Raw genomic sequence first — 22,676 nt, forward strand, 5'->3', positions numbered from 1 at the left:
CTTAAGAAATACAGAAGCCACCTTTTAATAAGGCTTCTGGCAATACCCAGGCACGATACATACCAAAGCCGCCTGCAATCAATAGAAGTGCAGCAGCCAAATACCTCACCCATAGATATTGCCCAAACTGAGTCAGCGCCGCTGAAAATTTAGAGATCAGTAATAGGTTAGGCAATGTACCCAAACCAAATGCCAACATCAGTGCGGCACCAGTTGCTACATCACCAGATAAAAAGGCGAGTGGTAAAACGCTGTAGACCAATCCACAGGGCACCAAACCCCATAGCATGCCGCTAAACCAACGTGAAGGGCCGCTAGCCATAGCACCCAAGTATTTAGCCCAATAAGCCGCAATTTTTGCACTTAACCATTTGCCGCCAAGCAGACCTTCTGACTTGCTTATTCTGAGTAGACGTATACCCATCAGAATTAAGATCAGGGAGGTTAAAGCAAATAAGGGGCGCTGGATTGGAATGAGGTTTTGCTGCCAAACAACCACCCCTACTGACGCGGCAAGAGCGCCCAATAAGACATAAGTTGTGACGCGCCCCAAATGCATGATTAATTGGAGGTAAAAAAGCTCAGATTTTGGTCTTAGAGGGGTCTCCAGGGCTTTGGGCCGCTCTATGGCAGCCGCTATCCCACCGCACATCAGAGCACAGTGCCAGCCACTCACAAGAGCGCCCAGAAAGACCGCAACGAGTAAGCTAGTTGTCAGCATGAAATCAACAGAAAATAGGTAAAAGCCATAATCTTCATACTTATAGAATAAACTGGTCCCATAGATCAGCCCTAATATGAACTACAAACCTACCGATAGCCCAACCAGCAAATGCTCAGTTTGCGTACTGGGTCAGTTTTGTCTGCCGGTTGGATTAAATAGTAGCGAAGTTTCCCAAATTGATACCTTAGTTAAAGAGCGCGTTCATCTTCAAAAAGGTGAAAGCCTTTATCGTCACGGCGATCCACTCACTTCTGTATATAGCGTTCGTTTTGGCACCCTTAAAACAGAGTTCTGTCTGCAAGACGGTCGGCAACAAGTGATTGGATTTCATCTGCCCGGTGAAATTCTAGGTCTTGATGGTATTGGTGAAGATCATTATCAGTCTGATGCGATTGCTCTTGAAGAGAGCGAAGTCTGCATTATTCGTTACGATGCTTTTGAAGATTTGGCTCGGCAGATCCCCGTCTTACAAAATCAGTTCCATAAAATCATGAGTCGGGAGCTGACTCATGATCAACGCCACCTACTATCACTTGGCACGATGCGTGCAGAAGAAAGATTGGCAGCCTTTTTATTAAGCCTCTCGCAACGTCTTGCTGCACGCGGCTACCTGAATAATGAATTCGACTTGCGCATGAGTCGTAATGATATTGGTAGCTATCTTGGGATTCAAATCGAAACTGTCAGTCGCATGCTCTCACGCTTTGCAGAGTCAGGCCTCATTCAAATTAAACAACGCCACATCAAACTTATTGATATGGACGGGTTATATGAACTAGCAGGCATCCCAAACCCAAATTGCCACGGCTGCACAAGCCCAGAAATCCCAATCAAACAGGCTTAAATTAAGCCGCGGTCGACTTCCTTGCTATCAGATGACTCAATCCCAGGCAGGATATAAGCAGTAAGCGCGCTAGAGATCGCACAGAAGGTCCAAATCACAAAGAACCCGATTGTATAAATGCCCTCATCAGAAATATCTGGGTGATAACCAAAAAATAAAAGGTCTTGTGGGTGGATCACAGTAAATAACAGGCCCTCTGCCATGCCAGCCACCAAAAAAGAGGGCCACAAAATCCAGATTAGTAGGCGGTACTTCATTTTGCTGCCTGCGCATCTTTAAGCTGCTCAACTTTTAAGCCCTGTTTCACAACGCCATCACGCAATGGTTTATCTGCATACAAATTTATAGCCAAGTAAATAGTGATAGCGCAGCCAATCACGGCGACAGCTGGTCCACTAATTAAAAGCCATGGCCATAGTTGCTTGAACCAGGGTTGAGTAGTTTGTTGTTCTGTCATATCCATCCTCTCCATTGCCTTCTAGCTTAACGGGGAATAATAAAAGTAGATTTCTCTTCGCGGGTTCTAATCACTTCCTTATCTCCCGTTAATTCTTGCGCAGTCACATCAAAATGAATTGGGTAATTTCCAGACTCATGCTCACCAATCGTAGTGCTGACTTTAATAGGCAGCAATTGATTGCTTGCTGGCGCAACTTCAATTTCTTTAATTTCTTTGCCTTGTGAATTCAGGATCTTTAAATCATCTAAACCTGTAGCCTTGACCTGCACCCTCATTGGATGCTCAGAGGCATTCATAATCTGAATGCGATAAATGTTTTCGATACGGACGCCTTCTACCTCACGAGCTAAAGCACCGCGATCACGCATCACATCAACCCGCAATGGATTGCGCGTTACCAATGAAATCAGAAAAGCGGAGGCGAGAACTGTAATAAAGGCGGTATAGATTAATACTCGTGGGCGCAATATATGGCGAATGGCACTTTGGTTTGACTCTTTATCCTCAATGGCGCGCTCGGTTGTATAGCGAATCAATCCTTTTGGATAGTTGACCTTTTCCATTACCTGATTGCAGGCATCAATACAGGCTCCGCAACCAATACACATGTATTGCAAGCCATCACGGATATCAATTCCCGTCGGACATACCTGCACACAAATACTACAGTCAACACAATCACCCAAGCCCAAAGAAGCTTGATCTGCGGATTTGCTACGACTGCCTCTTGGTTCGCCACGCACTTTATCGTATGTCACCAAGAATGTATCTTTATCTACCATCACACTTTGGAAGCGTGCATATGGGCACATATATTTACATACTTGTTCACGCATGAACCCTGCGTTACCCCATGTTGCAAAACTATAAAACCCTAACCAGAAGGTTTGCCATGGGCCTAGGGAAAGGTGCAGCAATGATGCGCCCAGAGTTTCAATCGGAGTGAAGTAGCCAATAAAGGTAAAACCGGTCCAGAAGGCGATCAGAAGCCAAAGGAAATGCTTTGTGATTTTGATGCGCCATTTACGCAAACCCCAAGGCCACTCTTCACCATCCAAACGAATCCGCGCAAAACGGTCTCCCTCGACCTTGCGCTCGATCCACATAAAGATTTCGGTGTAGACGGTCTGGGGACATGCGTATCCGCAGAATAAGCGTCCAGCCACTGCAGTAAACAGAAATAAAGCGAGCGCAGAAAGTATGAGTAAGAGGGTGAGATAAATCACATCTTGCGGCCAAAGAACTAGGCCGAAGATATAAAATTTACGTTGAACTAAATCAAAGAGAACTGCTTGACGGTCATTCCAACTCAACCAAGGCAAACCATAAAACAATAGTTGAGTTGCAAAGACCAATATGAAGCGCCAGCGGGCAAAGAGCCCAGATACTGAACGCGGGTAAATCTTTCGCCGGACCTCGTAAAGAGATTCTTCAATGACTTCTATCGGAACAGGTTTACCACCCGGCAAAATATCTGACACCAATGACTAATCTTATTTGGCTGCAGCTGGTTGTTTATTGTTAGATAAACCCCAGACATAAGCGGTTAACAGCTGAATCTTCTCAGGACTCAATACTTTGTCTTGAGCAGGCATCATAGCCATACGGCCTTTAGTGACAGTCTCCACGATCGTTGCTTCTGATGCGCCATATAACCATACTTTATCTGTCAAATTCGGAGCACCTAAGGCGATATTACCTTTACCGTCAGGACCATGACAGGCCACGCAGTTTGCGCTAAATACCTGCGCACCTCGAGCTGCTTTAGCGTTATCTGCTGGCAAGCCCGAAAGACTACGAACATAGTTGGCGACATCAATAATTTGATTGCTATCCAATTGCGGGAATGGAGGCATTACACCGCCGCGCCCATAAGTAATGGAGGCTTTGATATTTTCTGGTGAGCCGCCATATAGCCAGTCGCCATCAGTCAAATTCGGGAAGCCTTTAGCGCCTCCAGCATCAGAGCCATGACACTGTGCACAAGAATTCAGGAAGAGGCGTTGACCCATTTCGCGGGCTTTAGGATCGGCTGCCACTTGCTCAACATCCATCTTGACGTACTTCGCATAGACAGGCTTGAGCTCATCATTTGCAGTAGTCATTGACTTCATCAAAGCGCCATCAGTACTGTAGCCTAAGAGGCCTGGGTATGAACCAAGCCCTGGATAGAGAACTAAATACACTAAAGCAAAGATACAAGAGATCAAGAACATCCACATCCACCAACGTGGCAATGGGTTATTTAACTCACGCAGATCGCCGTCCCAAACATGTCCAGTATCAGCTACTTGGCCGTCAGGCTTTAGCGTTACCTTGGTCTTACGTTGAGAAAATAATAGCCAGATGCACCAAAAAATACCAACCAATGTTACTAAGGCGATATAGGCACTCCAACCGGCACCAAGAAAGTCACTCATGATTTATCCTTACTGAATTCATCGGGAAGATCGAACGGAAGTTCGGCGGATTCTTGATTAGCAGGCTGTCTTTTTGCAGACCAAGCCCACCAAACGATTCCAATAAAAACTACCAAGCCAAGCACGGTAGAGATTGCTGAGAGGTAAGGAGCAATATTTTGCATAGTTCTCAATTGCCAAGAATTACTTAGCAACCACCTCATCAACAGTGATGTATCTACGGTTAATGCCAAGACCCTGCAAGTAGGCAACCAATGCATCTAATTCGGTTTTACCTTCAAGCTCTTTGGGTGCATTAGCAATTTGCTCATCAGTGTACGGAACACCTAAACGACGCATAGCAACCATATGCGATTGAATGCTATCTGCATCAGCAGCATTCTTACCCAAGTATGGGTACGCAGGCATATTGGACTCTGGAACTACGTCGCGTGGGTTATTCAAGTGAATTTGATGCCATGCATCTGAATAGCGCCCACCTACACGTGCCAAATCTGGGCCGGTACGTTTGCTGCCCCAGAGGAATGGATGATCAAATACTGACTCACCAGCCAAAGAGTATGGGCCGTAGCGCTCTACTTCAGATCGTAGTGTACGAATTTGCTGTGAATGACAACCCATACAGCCTTCTCGCTGATAGATATCACGACCAGCTAAACGCAAAGCGGAATATGGCTCAACGCCTGGGCTTGGCTCAGTAGTTGAGTGTTGGAAAAATAATGGCACGATCTGTACCAGACCGGCAATCGAGATTGCCGCAATAGTAGCAATAATCAGCCAACCAACATTACGCTCAAGCGTTTCGTGGGAGAAAAATCGACGTTGTTCTGACATGTTCTTATCCTTAATGAGCTGCTACAGACGCTTGTGGAATTGCAGCGTCAATGAATTTTTTACCAACCACTGTTTTGTAGACGTTATAAGCCATTACAAACATACCGCTTAAGTAGCACAAGCCGCCTAACAAACGAATGACATAGAAGGGATAAGTTGCTTTAACAGACTCAACGAAGCTGTAAGTCAAAGTTCCGTCTGGCTCGAATGCTCTCCACATCAAGCCTTGCATTACCCCAGCAATCCACATAGCAGCGATATAGATCACCACGCCGATAGTTGCAATCCAAAAATGCACTTCAATTAACTTGGTGCTGTACATATCCTTCTGACCTACTAAACGTGGAATAAGGTAATAAAGGGAACCAATCGTAATCATGGCAACCCAGCCTAAAGCACCTGAGTGAACGTGACCAATAGTCCAGTCTGTGTAGTGAGACAAGCTATTCACTGTCTTGATGGACATCATGGAACCTTCGAAGGTAGACATGCCGTAGAAAGACAAGGCAACTACCAAGAATTTCAAGATCGGATCACGGCGCAATTTGTACCACGCGCCAGACAATGTCATGATGCCGTTGATCATGCCACCCCATGATGGTGCCAATAAGATCAATGAGAAAACCATCCCTAAAGACTGAGTCCAGTCTGGCAAAGAGGTGTGTTGCAAGTGGTGAGGACCTGCCCACATATACGTAAAGTTCAAAGCCCAGAAGTGAACAATAGACAAACGATATGAGTAGATTGGACGTTCAGCCTGCTTAGGAATGAAGTAATACATCATGCCCAAGAAGCTGGTAGTCAAGAAGAAGCCTACCGCATTGTGGCCATACCACCACTGAATCATGGCATCTTGTGCGCCAGCATATGCTGAATAAGACTTAAAGAGGCTAGCTGGCATTTCCATATTGTTAACGATGTGCAATACCGCAATCGTCAAGATGTAAGCACCAAAGAACCAGTTAGAAACGTAAATATGTTTAGTCTTGCGCTTGATCACAGTGCCGAAGAACACAATCGCATAAGCAACCCAAACGATTGTGATCAAGATATCAATTGGCCACTCTAGTTCAGCGTACTCTTTGGAAGTAGTAATACCTAACGGCAAAGTAATGGCAGCAGAAACAATCACCGCTTGCCATCCCCAAAAAGTAAATGCCGCTAACTTGTCACAGAAGAGTCGAACCTGGCATGTGCGTTGCACAATGTAGTACGACGTTGCGAATAGTGCAGAACCGCCAAAAGCAAAAATCACTGCATTGGTGTGTAAAGGACGCAAGCGACCATAACTCAACCAAGGAATATTAAAAGTGATTTCAGGCCAGATCAACTGGGCTGCGAGGATAACCCCCACGAGCATGCCAACAATTCCCCAAAGCACAGTAACGATGGCAAATTGGCTGACAACCTTGTAATTGAAGGTATCTTGATTACTCCCCACGGTAAGTCCCATGGTTTCTCCTTTTTTGTGACCAAACTGCGACATAATCCAAATAGACTGGATTGATTATCAAAGTAGAGCCCCAAGGGGGATTTGATCTATATCAAAAAGGGTGGGGCAAATTCAGGGAGCGCCGTAAAGATAAACCCTAGATTTCTCTAGGCTAATAGAAATTTGGCTATTTTTGAGAGTGTTCACTAACTTTTTGGGGCGCTGGAGTGTCATCATCCATCAAAATAGCGTGCCCAGGACCATCCAAATCATCAAATTGCCCACTCTTAATGGACCAGCGCAAAATCCAAGCCAAAAGGCCGACTAAGACCAGCGATAAAGGGATTAGAAGAAATAAACTTTCCATTCCTATAGTCTAAGCCTTTCGTAAACGCCAGGCATTTAAAGTCACGGCTAACGAAGAAAGCGACATTCCGATTCCAGCAACCCAGGGATTTACTAAGCCCATCATTGCGGCAGGAATAGCTAGCAAGTTGTAAGCCAAGGCCCACCATAAGTTTTCTTTGATGATTGCCTGAGTTTTATCGGCCAACAATAAAGTCTTTGCTAAAGGCTCTAAAGAACTAGCCGTCAGAGTTGCATCGGCTCCAGCAGCAGCCAACGGTGCACCAGCGCCAACTGCAATAGAAATATCAGCACGAGCAAGCAAAGGTGCATCGTTCACACCATCGCCGATGGCCCATACAAAACTATTTTCTTTTTGCAGTCTTGCAATGTAGTCATACTTATCCTCAGGCGTACAGCCACCTTGATAATGCTCGATGCCAACATGCTGGGCCCACCATGCAACCGTGGCGCGATCATCACCAGAAACTAAATGCATTGCAATCTTTCTAGACTTCACTACTTTTAGGAATTGCTCTAATCCTGCTCTAGGCGTGTCCAAAAATACAAAGCTGGCTATCAATCCTTGTGCATCTGCTAAATGCACCTGACCGTATTGCCCTAATTGCGCACTCTGCTCTACCCCCAGCCACAAGGCGCTTCCCAAGCGATACTCGCCCGAACTTAAACCTTTTCCCAGTTGATTAATCACTGGTTCACTCAATGTAGGTAAAGATAAATTTTCAGCAGTAGCGGCACGCATCAAAGAAAGTGCCAACGGATGCCTTTGCCCCGCCTCTAATGCCGTAGCTAAGGCCAAGGCATCTTCACGTCGATAGCCCGTACGCAAATTAATGACCTCTTGCAACTCTGGCTGACCCATCGTTAGTGTGCCGGTCTTATCCAACACCAAATCAGTTGCTTTTGCCAAACCTTCCATCACATGACCACGCACAATTAGTAAACCTAATTTAGTTACCGCACCTTGCGCTGCTGCCATAGCGGTTGGAACTGCTAGCGATAAAGCACAAGGGCAACTGGCAACTAGAACAGAAACTAAAACTGTCCACGCACGACTAGGGTCAAAGTACAGCCAAATAGCGGACGAAGCAAACGCACCGAATAGTAAAAAGGCAACAAAATAAGCAGTCCACTTTTCAGCAAGACTCACCATGACTGGTTTAGCAAGTAATGCTTGATCTAATAAGGAAGCAATTCCGGCGATACGGGTTGATTGCCCCACTGCCTCAATTCGCATGAACAATGGATTCAGTATGTTGTGAGTACCAGCGTATACACGGTCACCAATCTTTTTCTCAACCGGCTTAGATTCGCCTGTGAGCAAAGACTCGTCTAAAGCACTCACATTTTCAATCAGGATACCGTCAGCAGGCACCACTTCCCCTGGAGAAACTCGTAACACTTCCCCAGGATTGCAATTAACCACGGGAACCACTTCAATTTCTTGTGATGCTGGATAGTTCAATGCCCGCTCACATGTTGCAGGCAGTTGTTTAGCTAAAGCCTCTGCTCCACCTTGCGCATCTTGTCTTGCTAATAGCTCCACATATCTGGCCGCCAAGATAAATGCCACAAACATGGTGATGGAATCAAAGTAAGTATGCCCAACACCGGTAACTAAATTAATAGTGCCCGCAATAAATGCCAAAGCTAAAGCTAATGCAATAGGAACATCCATTCCCAACATATGCGTTTGCTTAAAATACTGCACACTTCGCCAAGCCGACTGGAATATTGGACCTGCTGAGTAGACCATCACAGGAACAGTCAATAACCAGCTAGTCCAACCTAAAAGAATCTCAAATTCTGGAGTGATATCAGCACCAACATACGTTGGCCAGGCATACATCATGACCTGCATCATGCCGAGCATTGCTACCCCCAGTCGCAAAAGAAGGTGGCGCCTTTCCTTTTTAGCGCGATCTAATGATTGGGAGGGCTCAAATGGCCAAGCCTCATAACCAATGCGCTCAATTTCAAAAAGTAGTCGTGCTAAGCTCGTTTTATCTGGAGAAAAACGCACCATTACTTTTTGAGTAACGTAATTGATTTGCACATCCTGAACACCTGCATTACGACGTAAATGTTGCTCACACAGCCAAACACAAGCTGCACATCGAATTTTTTCTAAACGTAGAGTGGTTTCAAGATCACCCTCCCCTCCAGATGAACGGGTGAAACGGCCTCGCAATGAAGGATCGTCATAAGGCTTGAGCTTCACCGGAATCTCATCACTTGCAAGATAGGCTGCTGGCTTATCACCCGACTGAGAACGCCTAGCATAAAAAACTTCTAGGCCTTCTCCATGAATTGTTTGCGCAATTGCCATACAACCTGGACAACAGAATGGACGCGTCTCACCACCCAGTTCCGCCTCAGTTAATTCCCCCGGGAGAATCTGGCTTGAACAGTGATAGCAAACTAAAGCATTCTTTTTATTCATCCACTCATTTACCTACTTATTTATCTGCTTATTTATCTGCTTATTTATCCGATTACTCATACGCGCACTGAGCTACCCCAGCCCCTACGTCGTTCGTAAATCACAAATAGAACGCCCCACATGACTACAGCAACGTATGCCCATACCCAGGCAACTTGTGAAGTACGAGAACCAGAAATATCCAAGACGAAACCAAAAATGGCAGGCCCCAATAGGCCGCCACCAAACCCCATCAATGAGTGCAGGCCCATTGCAGCGCCCTTGATATTTTCTTGCGCACTAATTACCAAGCCCGCAGTGAGCGTTGAGGAATCTGCCATGATGAATATGGTATGCCCAATAGCCAGAGCAACAATCAACCACCACGACTGGCCAGTTGAGCAAGCAAATGCAATCCCTAATACCGCACTAGTCAGCATCACAATGCACACCCATTTTTGACGTCCTACTCTCAAAGCAATTTCATTACCCAATATAGAGGAGGGCACGCCAAAGAAATTAATCACTCCAGCTAAAGTAGTTGCAGTCAGAAAGAAATCTTCGCCAGAAGCAACTGCACAAAAAGCAAAGAAAGCAACAATCCAGCTTCTTGAAGCAAAGAGTTCCAAAGTATGAGCGGTATATCCAAAAATAAAGCCTGATGCATTTTTGTCTTGTAAAACCAACTTCCATTTATCCACCGGAAAGATATCGTGCAGACGAATATTGATTGGCCCTTGCCATTTTTCATGCTGAAGCGCTGGAATTAGCAACAAGACAATCAGAAATGCGCCAAATGGGCCCAAGGCAATCAAACTAAATACATAGTGCCAACCAAGCGCACTCAAAATCCAACCAGAACACAAATACGAAAATCCAGTACCGATACCAAAGAAGGCGGTATAGAATGCAATATGTCTAGTTAACTCTCCCGATTGGATACGGTCTGACAAAATCTTGAGGCCGGGCATATAAGTACCGGCAAGACCAGCTCCATTCAAAGCCATAAAAAGTAGAGCTGTCCAAAAGTTATAAGCCAACAGACTCATACCCAAAAGACCGCAACTTGCTGTGAGACCGCCTATTAAATAGACCTTACGCGCGTCTACCCGATCTGTTAAAGCCGTAGCTAATGGAACGGCAAGCATGTAACCAAAGAAAAAAGCACTCGCAATCAGGCCCGACTGTAAATTACTGAGATGCCACTCCTCTTGCAAAGTCGTTAATACGACGGCATAGCAAGCAAAACCCAATAAAGCACAGGTTTGTGCCAGAAGCATAAGAGGGGTATAGCCAGCCGAACGAAAGCGCATAGTTAGTCAGTAGAAACGTGAACTCATTCTACTCGCCCAGAACGAATTAGACCCGCTACACTACTGAAAACAAGACGGAGACAGCATGAATAGCAAATCTTTGATAGCTCGCTTATTGCAGATCGGGGCCGGCCTCATCATTAGCTTCACAAGCACCCTGGCATCAGCGGATAGCTACCCCTCCAAACCCATTAAAGCGATTGTTCCTTTTGCACCCGGTAGCACAACCGATCAAATTGGACGCGCTTTTGCGGCAAAAATGTCTGAGTCATTAGGCCAGCCTGTAGTTGTTGAAAATCGCCCTGGCGCAAATGGCCTAATTGGCGCAGATTTTGTAGCCAAGGCCCCCGCAGACGGCTATACGATTCTGTTCGGAACCAATAGCACTAATGCTGCCCTTAAGAGCTTGGTTAAAAATTTACCCTATAACCAAGACACCGCCTTTACTCCCATTGGATTTTTTGGATCTGCTCCACTCATTATTGCCATCAATAATGATGTGCCTGCTAAATCACTCAATGGGTTTGTTTCTCTAGCCAAAGCCAATCCAGGAAAAATGACTTTTGCTTATGCAAGTACATCACAGCGCGTTTCATCAGAAATGCTGGCAAGCTTTGCTGATATCAAAATGATTGGGGTCTCATACAAGAGCGGCCCCAATGCTATGACTGATTTAATTGGCGGTCAAGTGAATATGTTCACATCCGACTTTGGAGTTTCATTACCTCAGGTGCAAGCAGGCAAAATCCGTGGCCTAGCTGTAACCTCCTTGAAGCGCTCGCCGGCTATTCCAGAGCTACCTACGGTAAATGAAGCATTAGGTATCAAAGGCTATGAACTGATCGCCTTCTTTGCGGCATTTGGTCCAGCGGGCATGCCGAAGGATGCCGTCCTCAAGCTCAATCAAGCCATTAACAATGCAGCTAAATCAAAAGACCTAGTAGAGCGACTCTCTGCAAATGGTTTTGAAACTCAGCCAGGAACGCCTGAAGCCCTTGGCCAAAAGATCAAACTAGAAACTGCTAAGTGGGCAAAAGCGATTAAAGAAGCTGGCATGGAGCCAGAGTAAATCAGCTGGCTTATTGCTGACTTCGATTTGGAGAGTCTTGGAAACCATTTGAGCGGTAGGTAAGAACCAAGGTATCTCGATAGCCATATTTTGCTAATGGCTGAATTGGGGTTGATTCATGAATCATGCGCTGATCATTCATTAACAAAAGAGACCAAGGTTGTGTGAGGGTGAAACGCAATCCTGCGGAGCCAGAGGTATCAAATATTCTGGTCTCACCACCTTTAATACCCTCTCGACCCAATAAGAAGACTGCTACAAAATCAACGCCATCGCGATGCGCGCCTTCAGGTGTTGGACGTCCGATACCATCAGTGGTATCAATTCGAAATTGATGCGCTTCAACAAACCAAGTATTCACAGGCTTTAGACTATTCAAGATATGCGCAAGCCCGAGCAAGACAGATTGCCAAGCAGTATTACTTAATAAATCACCTTGAATGGGCTCAAACCAGCGCTCAATTCCACCATGCAATGCGTTGTAATCTAGTGATTGCCAGTGTGCACGATGTGGAACCAATGTGAGCTCATCACCTTTAATCTCATAGCTAGCATGTCGACGAAAGCGATAGCGCCCACCATCTTTTAAATAAGGATCGCGGGGCAAGTTTTCCCAATACTTCGTGAGATCTTGAAGCTTGGACAGATCTACATTACTAAACTCAGCAACCGTCTCAGCAGACACCACAGCAAAGCCGTCATCACGCAAAGCTTGATCGATCTGCTTTAAGGGGGTCAGTGTAGGCGCAACGCCAGTAATTGTCATGGGTCTATTTTAGGTCAAGCAGCAAAAAAGCGTTAATCCAACTGCGCTCCAGATGCCCTCACAATTTTTGCCCACTTAGCCAACTCATCCTTTAGTAAAGCGCTCAACTTATTAGTTGGAACGGGTGCAAGATCCAAGCCCTGTGCAGATAGCCTCTCACGCACTTCTGATTTAGATAGGGCCTTCTCCATTGCCGCCTGCACCTTCTTTATTACATCCACACTAACGCCAACAGGGGCAAAGATGGCCACCCACACCTCACCAACACAATCAGGGTATGTTTCTGCAATCGTTGGAATTTCAGGCGCAGCACTAGAACGCTTTGCAGAACTAATCGCGATCGCCTGAAGCTTCCCCGCTTTAATGTAATTGAGTGCAGAGGGCAAGCTCGCAAATGCCAGCGGCACTTGTCCACCTAATACATCATTAATTGCTGGGGCTACCCCCTTGTAAGGAATATGTTGCATTTCAATGCCAGCGCTCGCATTAAGCATAGCGCCTAATAAGTGACTAATCGTGCCATTACCAGCTGAGGCATATGACAATTCTCCAGGCCTCTTCTTAGCCGCAGCCACAACATCCACCAATGTTTTATAAGGAGATCCCGGTGGAGAAACTAATACATAAGGCGTTGCCCCAATGTAATACAAAGGCACAAAATCATTTACAGGATCAAAGCCAGGATTTTTATATAAAGAAGGATTAATAGCTTGCGCACTATTAATGGTAAGCAGTAAGGTATAGCCATCCTTAGGTGAGCGTGCAACACTTTGGGTACCAATATTACCGCCAGCACCTGGTCTATTTTCAACCACAATCGATGCGCCAATAGCTTCACCAAAAGATGGCGCAATTAGACGAGCCACAATGTCGTTAGTGCCGCCTGCCGCCTGAGGAACCACCAGGGAAATAGGCTTGCTTGGGTAGGCCTGTGCCTGAACCCCAATAGATACAAGCAGGCCTACAGCTAAAAATAGATAATGAATTAGCCTATTCATCTCCAGATCCCTTTAATGAACCAAATTCAGGCGGTGACGGACTTCACCTACATGCCCTTTGAGGTCATATAGCTCTTTAGCATCCAACATGGATACCTTGATATTTCCAACGCGCCTCTCTATATCCTCAAGATCTTTGAAATTCTTTTCTTTTAGCGCTGGATTTTGGGCATTCTTCTCAATCACCTTGAGCTCTTCATATACCTGAGCCAACTTCAATCGTAAGAAGAAGTTCTTAGTCGACGGAATATAAGTAAATAGCGGAATCAGAATAACCAATAATGGAATGACAATTTTGACAAAACGTCCAGCCCACACCGCTGTCCAGAATGGTAAGTGGCGATGTAAGAATGAAGGCCCATCTTTTAAATAGATTTCTGCATCTACATGCAAGGGGAAATCCAAGCCTGAGCTAGATGGAAACTCACCCACTTTTTGTAGGCGAGAATAGGTTTTCAAAATATCGTAGGAAGCCCCAAGCAAAAGCGATACCAGGGCCGGACTGACATTATCATGGGCAACCAAAGTAGCAGTAGGGGCCATTACCTGAATATCTTGACGTGGCTGATCAAACTCAATACTCAACAAACCTCTAGGAACAATCACTTTAGATAGGTAGGTTAAGTTGCGGGTATAAGCATCTGCCTGGTCAAAGCTCATCAAACGAATACCGGGTACAGAGTAAAACTTATGCAAAATCGGCGCCTCAGCTGCAGCCACAATAAATACGGCATCTAATTGGCCATTATTTAATTTCTCGATAGCATCATCTGGCTTAAGTTTTTCCAGCTTAATCTCATTTTCAGAAATGCCACTAACTCGCAATAAATCTTTAGCGAGCACTAAAGTACCACTTCCTTCATTGCCTATAGAAACTCTCTTGCCTTTTAATTGTTTCAAGATAGTGAGTTGACCACCATCAGTTTTAAATGCAGCATCGCGATACCAAACCCAAATAGGCTCGTAAAACATGCCTGCAATCGATACTAATTTTGGATATTCATTCAGATTGGCGACCCCACCCTGCACCATTGCAAAATCAATCCCAGACTTGGGGTCATTTAAAAGAGCCAAGTTATCTAAGGTCCCACCAGTAGATCGCACATTAAGATCAACACCCTCTTTAGCTATTTCCGTTTTTAGACGCTCACCAAACTGGTAATACAGCCCCGTAGGAAAGCCAGTGGCCATTTCAATCGACTTGGGAGGCGGAGGAACCAAGATCCAGAGTACGGCAAAGAAAATGATCAGCAGCGCAAAAAAGCTGATTACCAGAGCTATAGGGTTATAAATTTGTCTTTTGATGAAATTCATGGAAATCTCTTGTGTTTTTTGCATTATGCCCCGAGCAAAGCAATAGGCAAAGGTTTCAAAACAGGCCTAATAAACCACGATAAGATAATACTTTTAAGCAGCCCTAAAGAACATGATGAATTCAGCAAAAACTAAGGTAGCCCTAGTAACTGGTGCAGGAACTGGTATTGGGCGGGCGGCTGCCAAAGCCCTTCTCAAGGGAGGCTATCAAGTGGTCCTAACTGGACGCAATCTAGATAGATTAGAAAAGGCTATTGCTGATATCGGCGGCAATCAAAGTAACTGTCTAGCGGTCGCTTGCGATGTTGGCAAACCCGATGAAGTCAAAAAGCTATTTACAGCACTTAGCCATAAATTTGGCCGCATTGATTTGCTCTTCAATAACGCTGGTATGGGAGCCCCTGCCATTCCAATGGAGGACCTGAGTTATGAGCAATGGATGAATGTAGTGAATAGCAACCTCTGTGGTGCGTTCTTGTGTTCACAGGAAGCGATTCGCATGATGAAAGCGCAATCTCCACAGGGAGGCAGAATTATCAATAATGGCTCAATCTCTGCACACGCACCTCGTCCAATGTCAGTGCCCTACACGGCAACCAAACATGCCATCAGCGGCTTAACCAAAACCATTGCATTAGATGGACGTCCTTTTAATATCGCGTGCGGTCAAATCGATATCGGCAATGCTGCAACAGAGATGACTGAACGTATGGCTGCTGGGATCCTGCAGGCAGATCAATCGATTAAGGTAGAGCCACGCATGGATGTTGATCATGTTGGTGAGGCCGTACTGCATATGGCCCAACTGCCACTCGAAAGCAATATTCTGTCGATGACGATTATGGCAACCAATATGCCGTTTGTGGGTAGAGGCTAAAACCTTACTGGCGAACTTGGTCAACTAGTAGGCGAACATTGGTTGTGCCGACTTTAATTGTCTGCACTGAAGAGATTAAATCCCCCGCTTCCGGTTTCGCCATCCCAGTCTTAGAAATGCGCACCTCGACACTCGCCTCAGATAGTTGAGACAGAGGCGCACTGGGATTCATGGCCAATGAATCATTCAATATAAAGCCCATTGGAAAGTCAGTTGCAGATGCCTTCAAGACAGCAACAGGCATACGCTCACCAGGTTTGCGTGCAATCACCATCACAATGTCGCCAGGCTTAATTTTAGATTTAAGGTCAGCAGACAATTCAATCTTGCCGCTAATGCCTTTTCCGGTTGGAGCAACCGGCGCTGAAGTAGTCAGACCACCTTTAGAGCGCGCCTCAGCAATAGATCCTTGAATGGCACGCGCCTCATCCGTATTGGGCGGAAGTTGTTGCGCAAGCTTCTCCCAGGACTGCGCCGCTGCCTTGTAATTTTTAGCGTTATAAGATGCGGTTCCAGAAAGCCAAAGTGCCATCATGTTATTGGGGTCCAGCTTTAATGCCTGATTAATCAACTGCGAAGGCTTCCCAACAAAACTCCCATTTGCATTGCTTGCCAGAACATCTGCATAGTCAGCTAACAATTGCGGATCAGAATCAATAAAGTTACCTGCACGTGCATACGCTTTAGCGGCATCCTGATCGCGGCCCAAGATTCGATAGGAGCGAGCTAACATCGCCCAGCCCTTTAAGTTGCCAGGATCTTTTTCCATTTTGATGGCAAATTCAGCCACCATTTTTTCGACACCTTCCTGGGTGACTGGTTTTTCAGAATTGTTTTGGGCTACCCGAACAACATCCCCCAAGGAGAAATACAGTGCCGATGAGAGCAAGACGATAAAGATACAAAGGCCGATTGCAGTCTTCTTTGAAGAGCCCGCAACCTCTCGGTCATCCTCTTCAATAGTGTCTTGAAAGAGTCTTTGACGCATTTCTGCATGCGCAATTTCATAATCAGTTGAAGTAATTGCACCAGCTTTATATTCAAGCTCTAATTTATCCAACTCTTCACGGTAGATGGTGGCATTCATCTGACGACGCGATGTCAACGAGCTCTTCGCGGGAAAGATGAATGGGCGCAGCAATAGCACCAATACCAGAACCAGGAGTAAAAAGGCGGGGATCAAAAAGCTAGTCACTTATTTCATCCCTCTTTCTTATCGCTTGCATTTAATAGTGCATCGATTTTTTGATTATCAGCATCAGTCAGCGCGACATTAGGCACGCTGCTATCTCTGCGTCTTAAATACATTAATAAACCAGCAACGCCCAGACCCAAAATAACAAATGGGCCAATCCATAACAACCAGGTCAGTGGTTTCACTGGCGGGCGATACAGTACAAAATCGCCATAGCGCTCAACCATAAATGAGCGGATTTGATCATCGCTCTTACCTTCTTTGATCAATACCCGAATTTCACGACGCAAATCATTAGCTAAATCCGAGCGCGAGCCAGCTAAAGACTCGTTCTGACACACCAAGCAGCGCATTTCTTCTGAAATACTAATAAGACGCTGCTCTGTTATTGGATCATCCGCGAGTGGTGCAGCATCTTTGGCAAACGCGTTGCCTAAACTAAACACGCAAACGGCGATTAATAAAATCCGCCTCATGATTTCTTTAACTCATTCAACATAGGATAAATTTTTTGATTCAATAAATCCATTGTTAACGGGCCAATGTGTTTAAAGCGAATCACACCTGCCTTATCAATGATGTAAGTCTCAGGCACGCCATAGACGCCGTAATCAATACCAACACGCCCATTGCCATCAAAAGCGGAGAGTGTATAAGGATTGCCTTGTTTTGCCAGCATAGCTACAGCATCTTCACGCTTATCTTTATAGTCCAAACCAATCACTGGCGCTATTTGGGACTTAGCAAGCTCAACCAACACCGGATGTTCTTCGCGACAAGCTACGCACCAGGATGCCCAAACATTCAGAATCCACACCTGTCCCTTCATACTTGCCGGTGAAAATGTTTTATTAGCATCAGCCAATTGAGACACTTCAAATGCAGGGGCAGACTTGTTAATTAGCGGTGAAGGCACTTCATGTGGATCACGATTTAAGCCAATAGCCAAAAAGACTACCAAACCCACAAACAAGATCAGGGGGATTAAAAATTTTGCTTTCATATGAACTTGCTCTTTAATTTCAGTCGATAGCGCTTATCAGACATAGCGAACACGCCACCTAAAGCCATCAACAAGCAACCGCCCCAAATCCAATCCACAAAAGGCTTGTAGTAAACACGTACAGCCCAGGATTGATCGCTGAGTTCTTCACCTAGTGATACATAAATATCGCGGGTGAGTCCAGCATTAATCGCTGCTTCAGTCATCGGCATCGTCGAAGAAAAGTAGCTTCTCTTTTCTGGATAAAGACTTCTCTCAGCAATACCATTTTTGGAGAGCTGGAAAGCACCTCGTATCGCTTGATAATTTGGGCCAAGTACTGTATTCACTCCCTGCATCTGGATTTGATATCCACCAACACTTACTGTATCGCCAGGGGACATGCGCACATCTTTTTCTTCTTGGTATGCACCCACCATTGTGACGCCAATCACAAACACCGCAATGCCCAAATGCGCCACCTGCATACCAATAAAAGAACGGGTTGGTTTACCGGCTTTGGCTTGTCGAATAATTTGCATGAAGCCCGAAGCGATCACCCAAAATGCCAACATGAAGCCCATGCCTGCAAGCCAAGTAAATTGGCCCATAATTAAAGGAATTCCAACGCCTGCAATTAGAGCGACTGCGCCTGCAATCCATAAACGCTTGATGATGGTAATTAAATTACTTTGCTTCCAGCTTGCCCATGGACCGATACCCATCAATACCAGTAATGGCACCATGATGGGAACAAATACGCTATTGAAATAAGGAGGGCCTACAGAAATCTTACCTAGATGCAAAGCATCAATCAGCAAAGGATATAGGGTGCCTAGCAAAACAGATCCGGCAGAAACCACGAAAAAGACATTGCCAAGCAAAATCAATGTTTCTCTGGAGCTCAAACTAAATTTGCCGCCCATCGAACTCTTAGGCGCACGCCATGCGTAGAGCATCAGAGACGAACCAACGACGAGTGATAAGAAGATCAGAATAAAGATGCCGCGCCTTGGATCGGTTGCAAATGCATGAACCGAAGTTAGGACACCCGAACGAACTAAGAAGGTTCCTAGTAGCGATAAAGAGAATGCAGTAATTGCTAAGAGCACAGTCCAGCTCTTAAAGCCGCCGCGCTTTTCGGTAACCGCCAAAGAATGCAACAAGGCGGTACCCACGAGCCAAGGAATAAAGGAGGCATTCTCAACGGGGTCCCAAAACCACCAGCCGCCCCAACCCAATTCGTAATAGGCCCACCATGAACCCAAAGCAATACCGAGGGTCAGGAAAACCCAAGCAGCGGTTGTCCAAGGACGCGACCAACGAGCCCAAGCAGCATCTAATCTTCCAGACAATAAAGAGGCAATTGCAAATGCAAAAGCCACTGAAAAACCAACGTAACCCATGTACAACATTGGCGGATGAAATACTAAGCCCGGATCTTGCAAGAGTGGATTTAATGAGCGGCCATCTTGAGCAGCAGGCAATAAACGCTCAAACGGATTTGAGGTTGTTAAAACAAACAGGAGTAAGCCACTAGTGACCAGCCCCAAAACACCAATTACTCGCGCCACCATAAAGTCATCTAATGCTTTAGAAAGTTGAGCAACCAAAATGGTCCAGGTAGCCAGCAAGAAAATCCACAATAAGAGAGATCCTTCATGCCCACCCCATACTGCGCCTAATCGATAAATCACCGGCAGCTGTGAATTGGAGTGCTCAGCAACATAAAGTACAGAAAAATCATTGGCGTAAAAACTCCAGGCCAAGATTCCAAAAGCAATCGCCAACAATAAGAAGGTCGTTTGCGCGGCAGGCCTTGCTAGCACCAACCAATCGCGTCGGCCATAATGCGCGCCTAGCAATGGCAAAACCCCCTGAATGAGAGCAATGCAAAGCGCCAGAACTAGTGCGTAATGCCCAAACTCAGGAATCATTTATTTGTTCCGTTTTTTTGAGCTTGCTCTAAAGCATGTTTTGCTTCAGGAGGCATGTAGTTCTCGTCATGTTTTGCCAATACTTCACTGGCAATAAATTCACCATTGGCATTCATGCGGCCTTGGATTACAGCACCTTTACCCTCTTTAAACAAATCAGGAAGGATGCCGGTATAGGCCACTGGAATATCTTTCACCAAATCAGTAATCACAAAGTGCACGGTTAGGCCATCGCGCTTTAAAGAGCCATCCTTCACCATGCCACCAATTCGGAAAGCTTGACCTTGAGGCGCTTTGCCTGCTGACACTTCACTTGGAGTGACGTATAAGGCAATATTACTATTAAGCGCATTCAAAATTAAGAGTGCAGCTACACCAATTACGATCAGCGCTGCAACAATCATCAATGCACGTTTATGTCTAGGCTTCACTTACTAATCTCTTTATCAAACTGCTCAGCTAATTGCTCTTGCTTCAACCGCCGTACGATTGCTCTAAAGCGAGCACGCGCCATGAGGGGCTCCAATATCAATACCAGCGCACAAACACCAAAACTACACCACACATACAGTGCGTAGCCGCCCATGGCAAAAAACTCAGAAGGGCTATTCCACATCAGATTTTCACCTCAATTGATTGTCTCACCCAATCAGCATGGGCTTCACGCTCCAAAATGATTGCCCTCACTCGCATTAAGGTGACTGCAATGGTGTACATCCAAAGACATAAAGCCATCAACAGCATTCCCAAGAGCATGGTTTGTGCCATCGCCGGGGCTTTTGTGAGAGAAACGGAGGCGCCTTGATGCAAGGTGTTCCACCATTTCACCGAGAAATAAATGATCGGTACGTTTACAACACCTACCAAAGCCAAAATGGCGCTCGCCTTATCGGCACGGCGAGGATCATCAATAGATGCTCGCAAGGCAATAAAGCCCAAATACAGAAAGAGAAGAATTAACTCTGAAGTAAGGCGAGCATCCCAAACCCACCAGGCACCCCACATGGGCTTGCCCCAGAATGCACCGGTCCACAAGGATAGAAATGCCATCCAAGCACCTATAGGGGCAAGAGCCTGCGCCATCATGGCAGACAAACGTGTATTAAAGACCAGTCCTAATCCTGCCCATGCAGCCATGACTAAATAAATAAACATCGACATCCAGGATGCGGGCACATGAATAAAAATGATGCGATAGCCCTGCCCTTGCACGGCATCGACGGGCGCAACAAAGAAGCTAACCCACAAACCAGCAGTGCCAAATAAAAAAGTCAAGACCCAGAAGAATGGGATGAGCTTACCCGCCAACGGATAAAAAGTGCTGGGGCTAGATAACTTAAACCAGTTAACTAAGCGGTGATTAGAAAAAGTATTTATCGGATTCATTCAATTGCAATCTTTACAGCAGCACTACTTACCCAAGGAACAAATGTTAAAGCCAAAATCAATAATGCGCCTAGCAATGAAAAATGGCCTGACGTATCCAAACCCACACTATTAGCATATACGGCGCCAGCGCCAAAAATGAGAACCGGAATATATAAAGGCAATATCAATAAGCTCAATAACAAGCTACCGCCTCTGACACCCAAGGTTAAGGCCGCACCTATGGATCCCAGTAAGGATAGCACCGGGGTACCTAATAATAGGGTTCCCATCAGTACATACAAAGAACTAGCATCCAGATCAAACTGAATACCAATGATCGGGGCCAAGAGCACGAGCGGTAGTCCACTCACAATCCAATGGGCAACAATTTTTCCAGTTACGAACAAGACCATAGGCTGCGGCGACAAGGCAAGCTGCTCTAAAGCGCCATCTTGATAATCGGCAGCAAACATCCGATGCAAGCCTAATAAGGTAGACAGTAAGGCTGCAACCCAGAGAACCCCAGGAGCAATCTTGCGAAGTAAAGCAGCATCCGCACCAATACCCAATGGAAACAAACTAGTCACTACGACAAAAAAGAAGAGGGCTGTGAGCACCTCGCTCTTGCGGCGCATAACCAAGAGCAAATCACGGCGAATGATGGCTAGTAAAGCATTCATAGATCTAGCACCCTCACATGCGGAAGATCCACCGCTTGATGGCTAGTCAGTACCACTAGACCACCTTGCTCTACATGCTCTGCTATTAGTCCTTGTAAATCTTGAACAGCATGAATATCAAGTGCGTTGAACGGCTCATCCAAGATCCACAACTTGGCTTGACGTGTCAACATGCGAGCCATTAAGACTCGACGCTTTTGTCCAGCCGATAAACAACTGACCGGTAGGTTCTCGCGCCCACGCAAACCAAAACGCCAGAGCGCTGCTAAAGCCTTATCACCTGGCAAATGAATGTCGTCCAGGACTGCATACAGCTGCAGATTTTCCAAGGCAGTCAGATCTTCCTTCAGAGCATCACGATGCCCCAGGAATAAAAGTTCCCGATGATATATAGAAGGATCTTTAGCGATTGATTGATGATTCCAAAGAACCTCCCCCGCCTCTGGTTTAGAAAGTCCCGTCAGGAGTCTTAAGAGGCTAGTTTTTCCGACCCCGTTCTCACCGCGCACATGCAGGCACTCTCCAGCCGCCACTGTCAGATTCAGATTCAGAAATAATTGTCGCTCCCCACGAATACAAGTCAGCGCACGAGCTTCAAGCATCAAATGCGGTGTATTGGAGGAGGAATGAGTATCAACTGTCATGAGGGCTTGGGGCTTGAATCAACCACCCATG

At 45.8% G+C, this 22,676-nt stretch carries 26 protein-coding genes; 3 read left to right on the forward strand and 23 right to left on the reverse strand.

The window, feature by feature from the left end; all coding sequences use genetic code 11:
* Nucleotide 1: 1 nt before the first annotated feature.
* Nucleotides 2-721: a sulfite exporter TauE/SafE family protein gene (locus AOC28_RS09335; RefSeq protein WP_083564285.1), complete on the reverse strand. Its 720-nt coding sequence runs from the start codon at nt 719-721 to the stop codon at nt 2-4.
* A 76-nt stretch (nt 722-797) separates the two neighbouring features.
* On the opposite strand from AOC28_RS09335, the gene fnr reads away from it, so the two are divergent.
* Nucleotides 798-1,568, forward strand: a complete 771-nt coding sequence (gene fnr, locus AOC28_RS09340; protein WP_072583706.1) for a fumarate/nitrate reduction transcriptional regulator Fnr — start codon at nt 798-800, stop codon at nt 1,566-1,568.
* Here fnr and AOC28_RS09345 read toward each other — a convergent pair.
* The 10 genes from AOC28_RS09345 to AOC28_RS09390 all read right to left on the reverse strand — a co-directional run bounded on the left by AOC28_RS09345 (nt 1,565) and on the right by AOC28_RS09390 (nt 10,815).
* Nucleotides 1,565-1,825 carry a hypothetical protein gene (locus tag AOC28_RS09345; RefSeq protein ID WP_072583707.1) on the reverse strand — a complete coding sequence of 87 codons (261 nt, stop codon included), beginning with the start codon at nt 1,823-1,825 and terminating at the stop codon, nt 1,565-1,567. The two genes, fnr and AOC28_RS09345, sit on opposite strands and share 4 nt — an antisense overlap.
* The gene (locus AOC28_RS09350) at nt 1,822-2,025 is read right to left on the reverse strand and encodes a FixH family protein (protein ID WP_072583746.1); all 204 of its coding nucleotides are present in this window, start codon (nt 2,023-2,025) and stop codon (nt 1,822-1,824) included. Before AOC28_RS09350 ends, AOC28_RS09345 begins: the two co-directional genes overlap by 4 nt.
* A 26-nt stretch (nt 2,026-2,051) precedes the next feature.
* Nucleotides 2,052-3,509, reverse strand: a complete 1,458-nt coding sequence (ccoG, locus tag AOC28_RS09355) for a cytochrome c oxidase accessory protein CcoG (protein WP_072583747.1) — start codon at nt 3,507-3,509, stop codon at nt 2,052-2,054.
* Between the two features lie 12 nt (nt 3,510-3,521).
* Complete coding sequence (ccoP, locus tag AOC28_RS09360; protein WP_072583708.1) at nt 3,522-4,448, reverse strand: cytochrome-c oxidase, cbb3-type subunit III; 927 nt, start codon at nt 4,446-4,448, stop codon at nt 3,522-3,524.
* Entirely contained in the window at nt 4,445-4,612 is a 168-nt protein-coding gene (locus AOC28_RS09365; RefSeq protein ID WP_072583709.1) for a cbb3-type cytochrome C oxidase subunit 3, read from the reverse strand. The genes ccoP and AOC28_RS09365 overlap by 4 nt, the downstream gene beginning before the upstream one ends.
* Nucleotides 4,613-4,631: 19 nt before the next feature.
* Entirely contained in the window at nt 4,632-5,282 is a 651-nt protein-coding gene (gene ccoO / locus AOC28_RS09370; protein WP_072583710.1) for a cytochrome-c oxidase, cbb3-type subunit II, read from the reverse strand.
* Between the two features lie 10 nt (nt 5,283-5,292).
* Nucleotides 5,293-6,735, reverse strand: a complete 1,443-nt coding sequence (gene ccoN, locus AOC28_RS09375) for a cytochrome-c oxidase, cbb3-type subunit I (RefSeq protein ID WP_072583748.1) — start codon at nt 6,733-6,735, stop codon at nt 5,293-5,295.
* A gap of 166 nt (nt 6,736-6,901) precedes the next feature.
* Nucleotides 6,902-7,081, reverse strand: coding sequence for a cbb3-type cytochrome oxidase assembly protein CcoS (gene ccoS, locus AOC28_RS09380; RefSeq protein WP_072583711.1), 180 nt, complete (start codon nt 7,079-7,081; stop codon nt 6,902-6,904).
* 9 nt (nt 7,082-7,090) lie between these two features.
* Entirely contained in the window at nt 7,091-9,523 is a 2,433-nt protein-coding gene (locus AOC28_RS09385) for a heavy metal translocating P-type ATPase (protein ID WP_072583712.1), read from the reverse strand.
* A gap of 56 nt (nt 9,524-9,579) precedes the next feature.
* Complete coding sequence (locus AOC28_RS09390) at nt 9,580-10,815, reverse strand: MFS transporter (protein ID WP_072583713.1); 1,236 nt, start codon at nt 10,813-10,815, stop codon at nt 9,580-9,582.
* A gap of 85 nt (nt 10,816-10,900) precedes the next feature.
* On the opposite strand from AOC28_RS09390, the gene AOC28_RS09395 reads away from it, so the two are divergent.
* Nucleotides 10,901-11,884, forward strand: a complete 984-nt coding sequence (locus AOC28_RS09395; RefSeq protein ID WP_072583714.1) for a tripartite tricarboxylate transporter substrate binding protein — start codon at nt 10,901-10,903, stop codon at nt 11,882-11,884.
* 10 nt (nt 11,885-11,894) lie between these two features.
* Here the strand turns inward: AOC28_RS09395 and AOC28_RS09400 are convergent, their stop codons facing one another.
* Genes AOC28_RS09400 through AOC28_RS09410 form a run of 3 tightly spaced genes read right to left on the reverse strand, consistent with a single transcriptional unit; the run spans nt 11,895 to nt 14,962 of the window.
* Complete coding sequence (locus tag AOC28_RS09400; RefSeq protein WP_072583715.1) at nt 11,895-12,650, reverse strand: 2OG-Fe dioxygenase family protein; 756 nt, start codon at nt 12,648-12,650, stop codon at nt 11,895-11,897.
* A gap of 32 nt (nt 12,651-12,682) precedes the next feature.
* Nucleotides 12,683-13,648: a tripartite tricarboxylate transporter substrate binding protein gene (locus tag AOC28_RS09405; RefSeq protein ID WP_072583716.1), complete on the reverse strand. Its 966-nt coding sequence runs from the start codon at nt 13,646-13,648 to the stop codon at nt 12,683-12,685.
* 12 nt (nt 13,649-13,660) lie between these two features.
* On the reverse strand, nt 13,661-14,962 hold the full coding sequence (locus AOC28_RS09410) for a TAXI family TRAP transporter solute-binding subunit (protein ID WP_072583749.1): 1,302 nt from the start codon (nt 14,960-14,962) through the stop codon (nt 13,661-13,663).
* A gap of 115 nt (nt 14,963-15,077) precedes the next feature.
* Here AOC28_RS09410 and AOC28_RS09415 point away from each other — a divergent pair, with 115 nt between their 5' ends.
* Entirely contained in the window at nt 15,078-15,839 is a 762-nt protein-coding gene (locus AOC28_RS09415) for an SDR family oxidoreductase (RefSeq protein WP_072583750.1), read from the forward strand.
* A gap of 4 nt (nt 15,840-15,843) precedes the next feature.
* Here the strand turns inward: AOC28_RS09415 and ccmI are convergent, their stop codons facing one another.
* The 9 genes from ccmI to ccmA are packed head-to-tail and all read right to left on the reverse strand — an operon-like array spanning nt 15,844 to nt 22,645.
* Entirely contained in the window at nt 15,844-17,034 is a 1,191-nt protein-coding gene (gene ccmI, locus AOC28_RS09420) for a c-type cytochrome biogenesis protein CcmI (RefSeq protein ID WP_072583717.1), read from the reverse strand.
* 5 nt (nt 17,035-17,039) lie between these two features.
* Nucleotides 17,040-17,510 (reverse strand): cytochrome c-type biogenesis protein, encoded by a 471-nt coding sequence (locus tag AOC28_RS09425; protein ID WP_072583718.1) that lies wholly within the window; start codon nt 17,508-17,510, stop codon nt 17,040-17,042.
* Nucleotides 17,507-18,037: a DsbE family thiol:disulfide interchange protein gene (locus tag AOC28_RS09430; protein WP_072583719.1), complete on the reverse strand. Its 531-nt coding sequence runs from the start codon at nt 18,035-18,037 to the stop codon at nt 17,507-17,509. Before AOC28_RS09430 ends, AOC28_RS09425 begins: the two co-directional genes overlap by 4 nt.
* A complete protein-coding gene (locus tag AOC28_RS09435; protein ID WP_072583720.1) occupies nt 18,034-19,953 on the reverse strand; it encodes a heme lyase CcmF/NrfE family subunit in 1,920 nt (639 codons plus the stop codon). The genes AOC28_RS09430 and AOC28_RS09435 overlap by 4 nt, the downstream gene beginning before the upstream one ends.
* Nucleotides 19,950-20,384, reverse strand: coding sequence for a cytochrome c maturation protein CcmE (gene ccmE, locus AOC28_RS09440; RefSeq protein ID WP_072583721.1), 435 nt, complete (start codon nt 20,382-20,384; stop codon nt 19,950-19,952). The genes AOC28_RS09435 and ccmE overlap by 4 nt, the downstream gene beginning before the upstream one ends.
* Nucleotides 20,381-20,569 (reverse strand): heme exporter protein CcmD, encoded by a 189-nt coding sequence (gene ccmD / locus AOC28_RS09445; RefSeq protein WP_072583722.1) that lies wholly within the window; start codon nt 20,567-20,569, stop codon nt 20,381-20,383. Before ccmD ends, ccmE begins: the two co-directional genes overlap by 4 nt.
* Nucleotides 20,569-21,339, reverse strand: coding sequence for a heme ABC transporter permease CcmC (gene ccmC / locus AOC28_RS09450; RefSeq protein ID WP_072583723.1), 771 nt, complete (start codon nt 21,337-21,339; stop codon nt 20,569-20,571). The genes ccmD and ccmC overlap by 1 nt, the downstream gene beginning before the upstream one ends.
* Nucleotides 21,336-22,001, reverse strand: a complete 666-nt coding sequence (gene ccmB, locus AOC28_RS09455) for a heme exporter protein CcmB (RefSeq protein WP_072583724.1) — start codon at nt 21,999-22,001, stop codon at nt 21,336-21,338. Before ccmB ends, ccmC begins: the two co-directional genes overlap by 4 nt.
* Nucleotides 21,998-22,645: a cytochrome c biogenesis heme-transporting ATPase CcmA gene (gene ccmA / locus AOC28_RS09460; RefSeq protein WP_237767783.1), complete on the reverse strand. Its 648-nt coding sequence runs from the start codon at nt 22,643-22,645 to the stop codon at nt 21,998-22,000. Before ccmA ends, ccmB begins: the two co-directional genes overlap by 4 nt.
* Nucleotides 22,646-22,676: the final 31 nt, after the last annotated feature.

Source organism: Polynucleobacter sp. MWH-Adler-W8, assembly GCF_001889925.1.
Classification (GTDB): domain Bacteria; phylum Pseudomonadota; class Gammaproteobacteria; order Burkholderiales; family Burkholderiaceae; genus Polynucleobacter.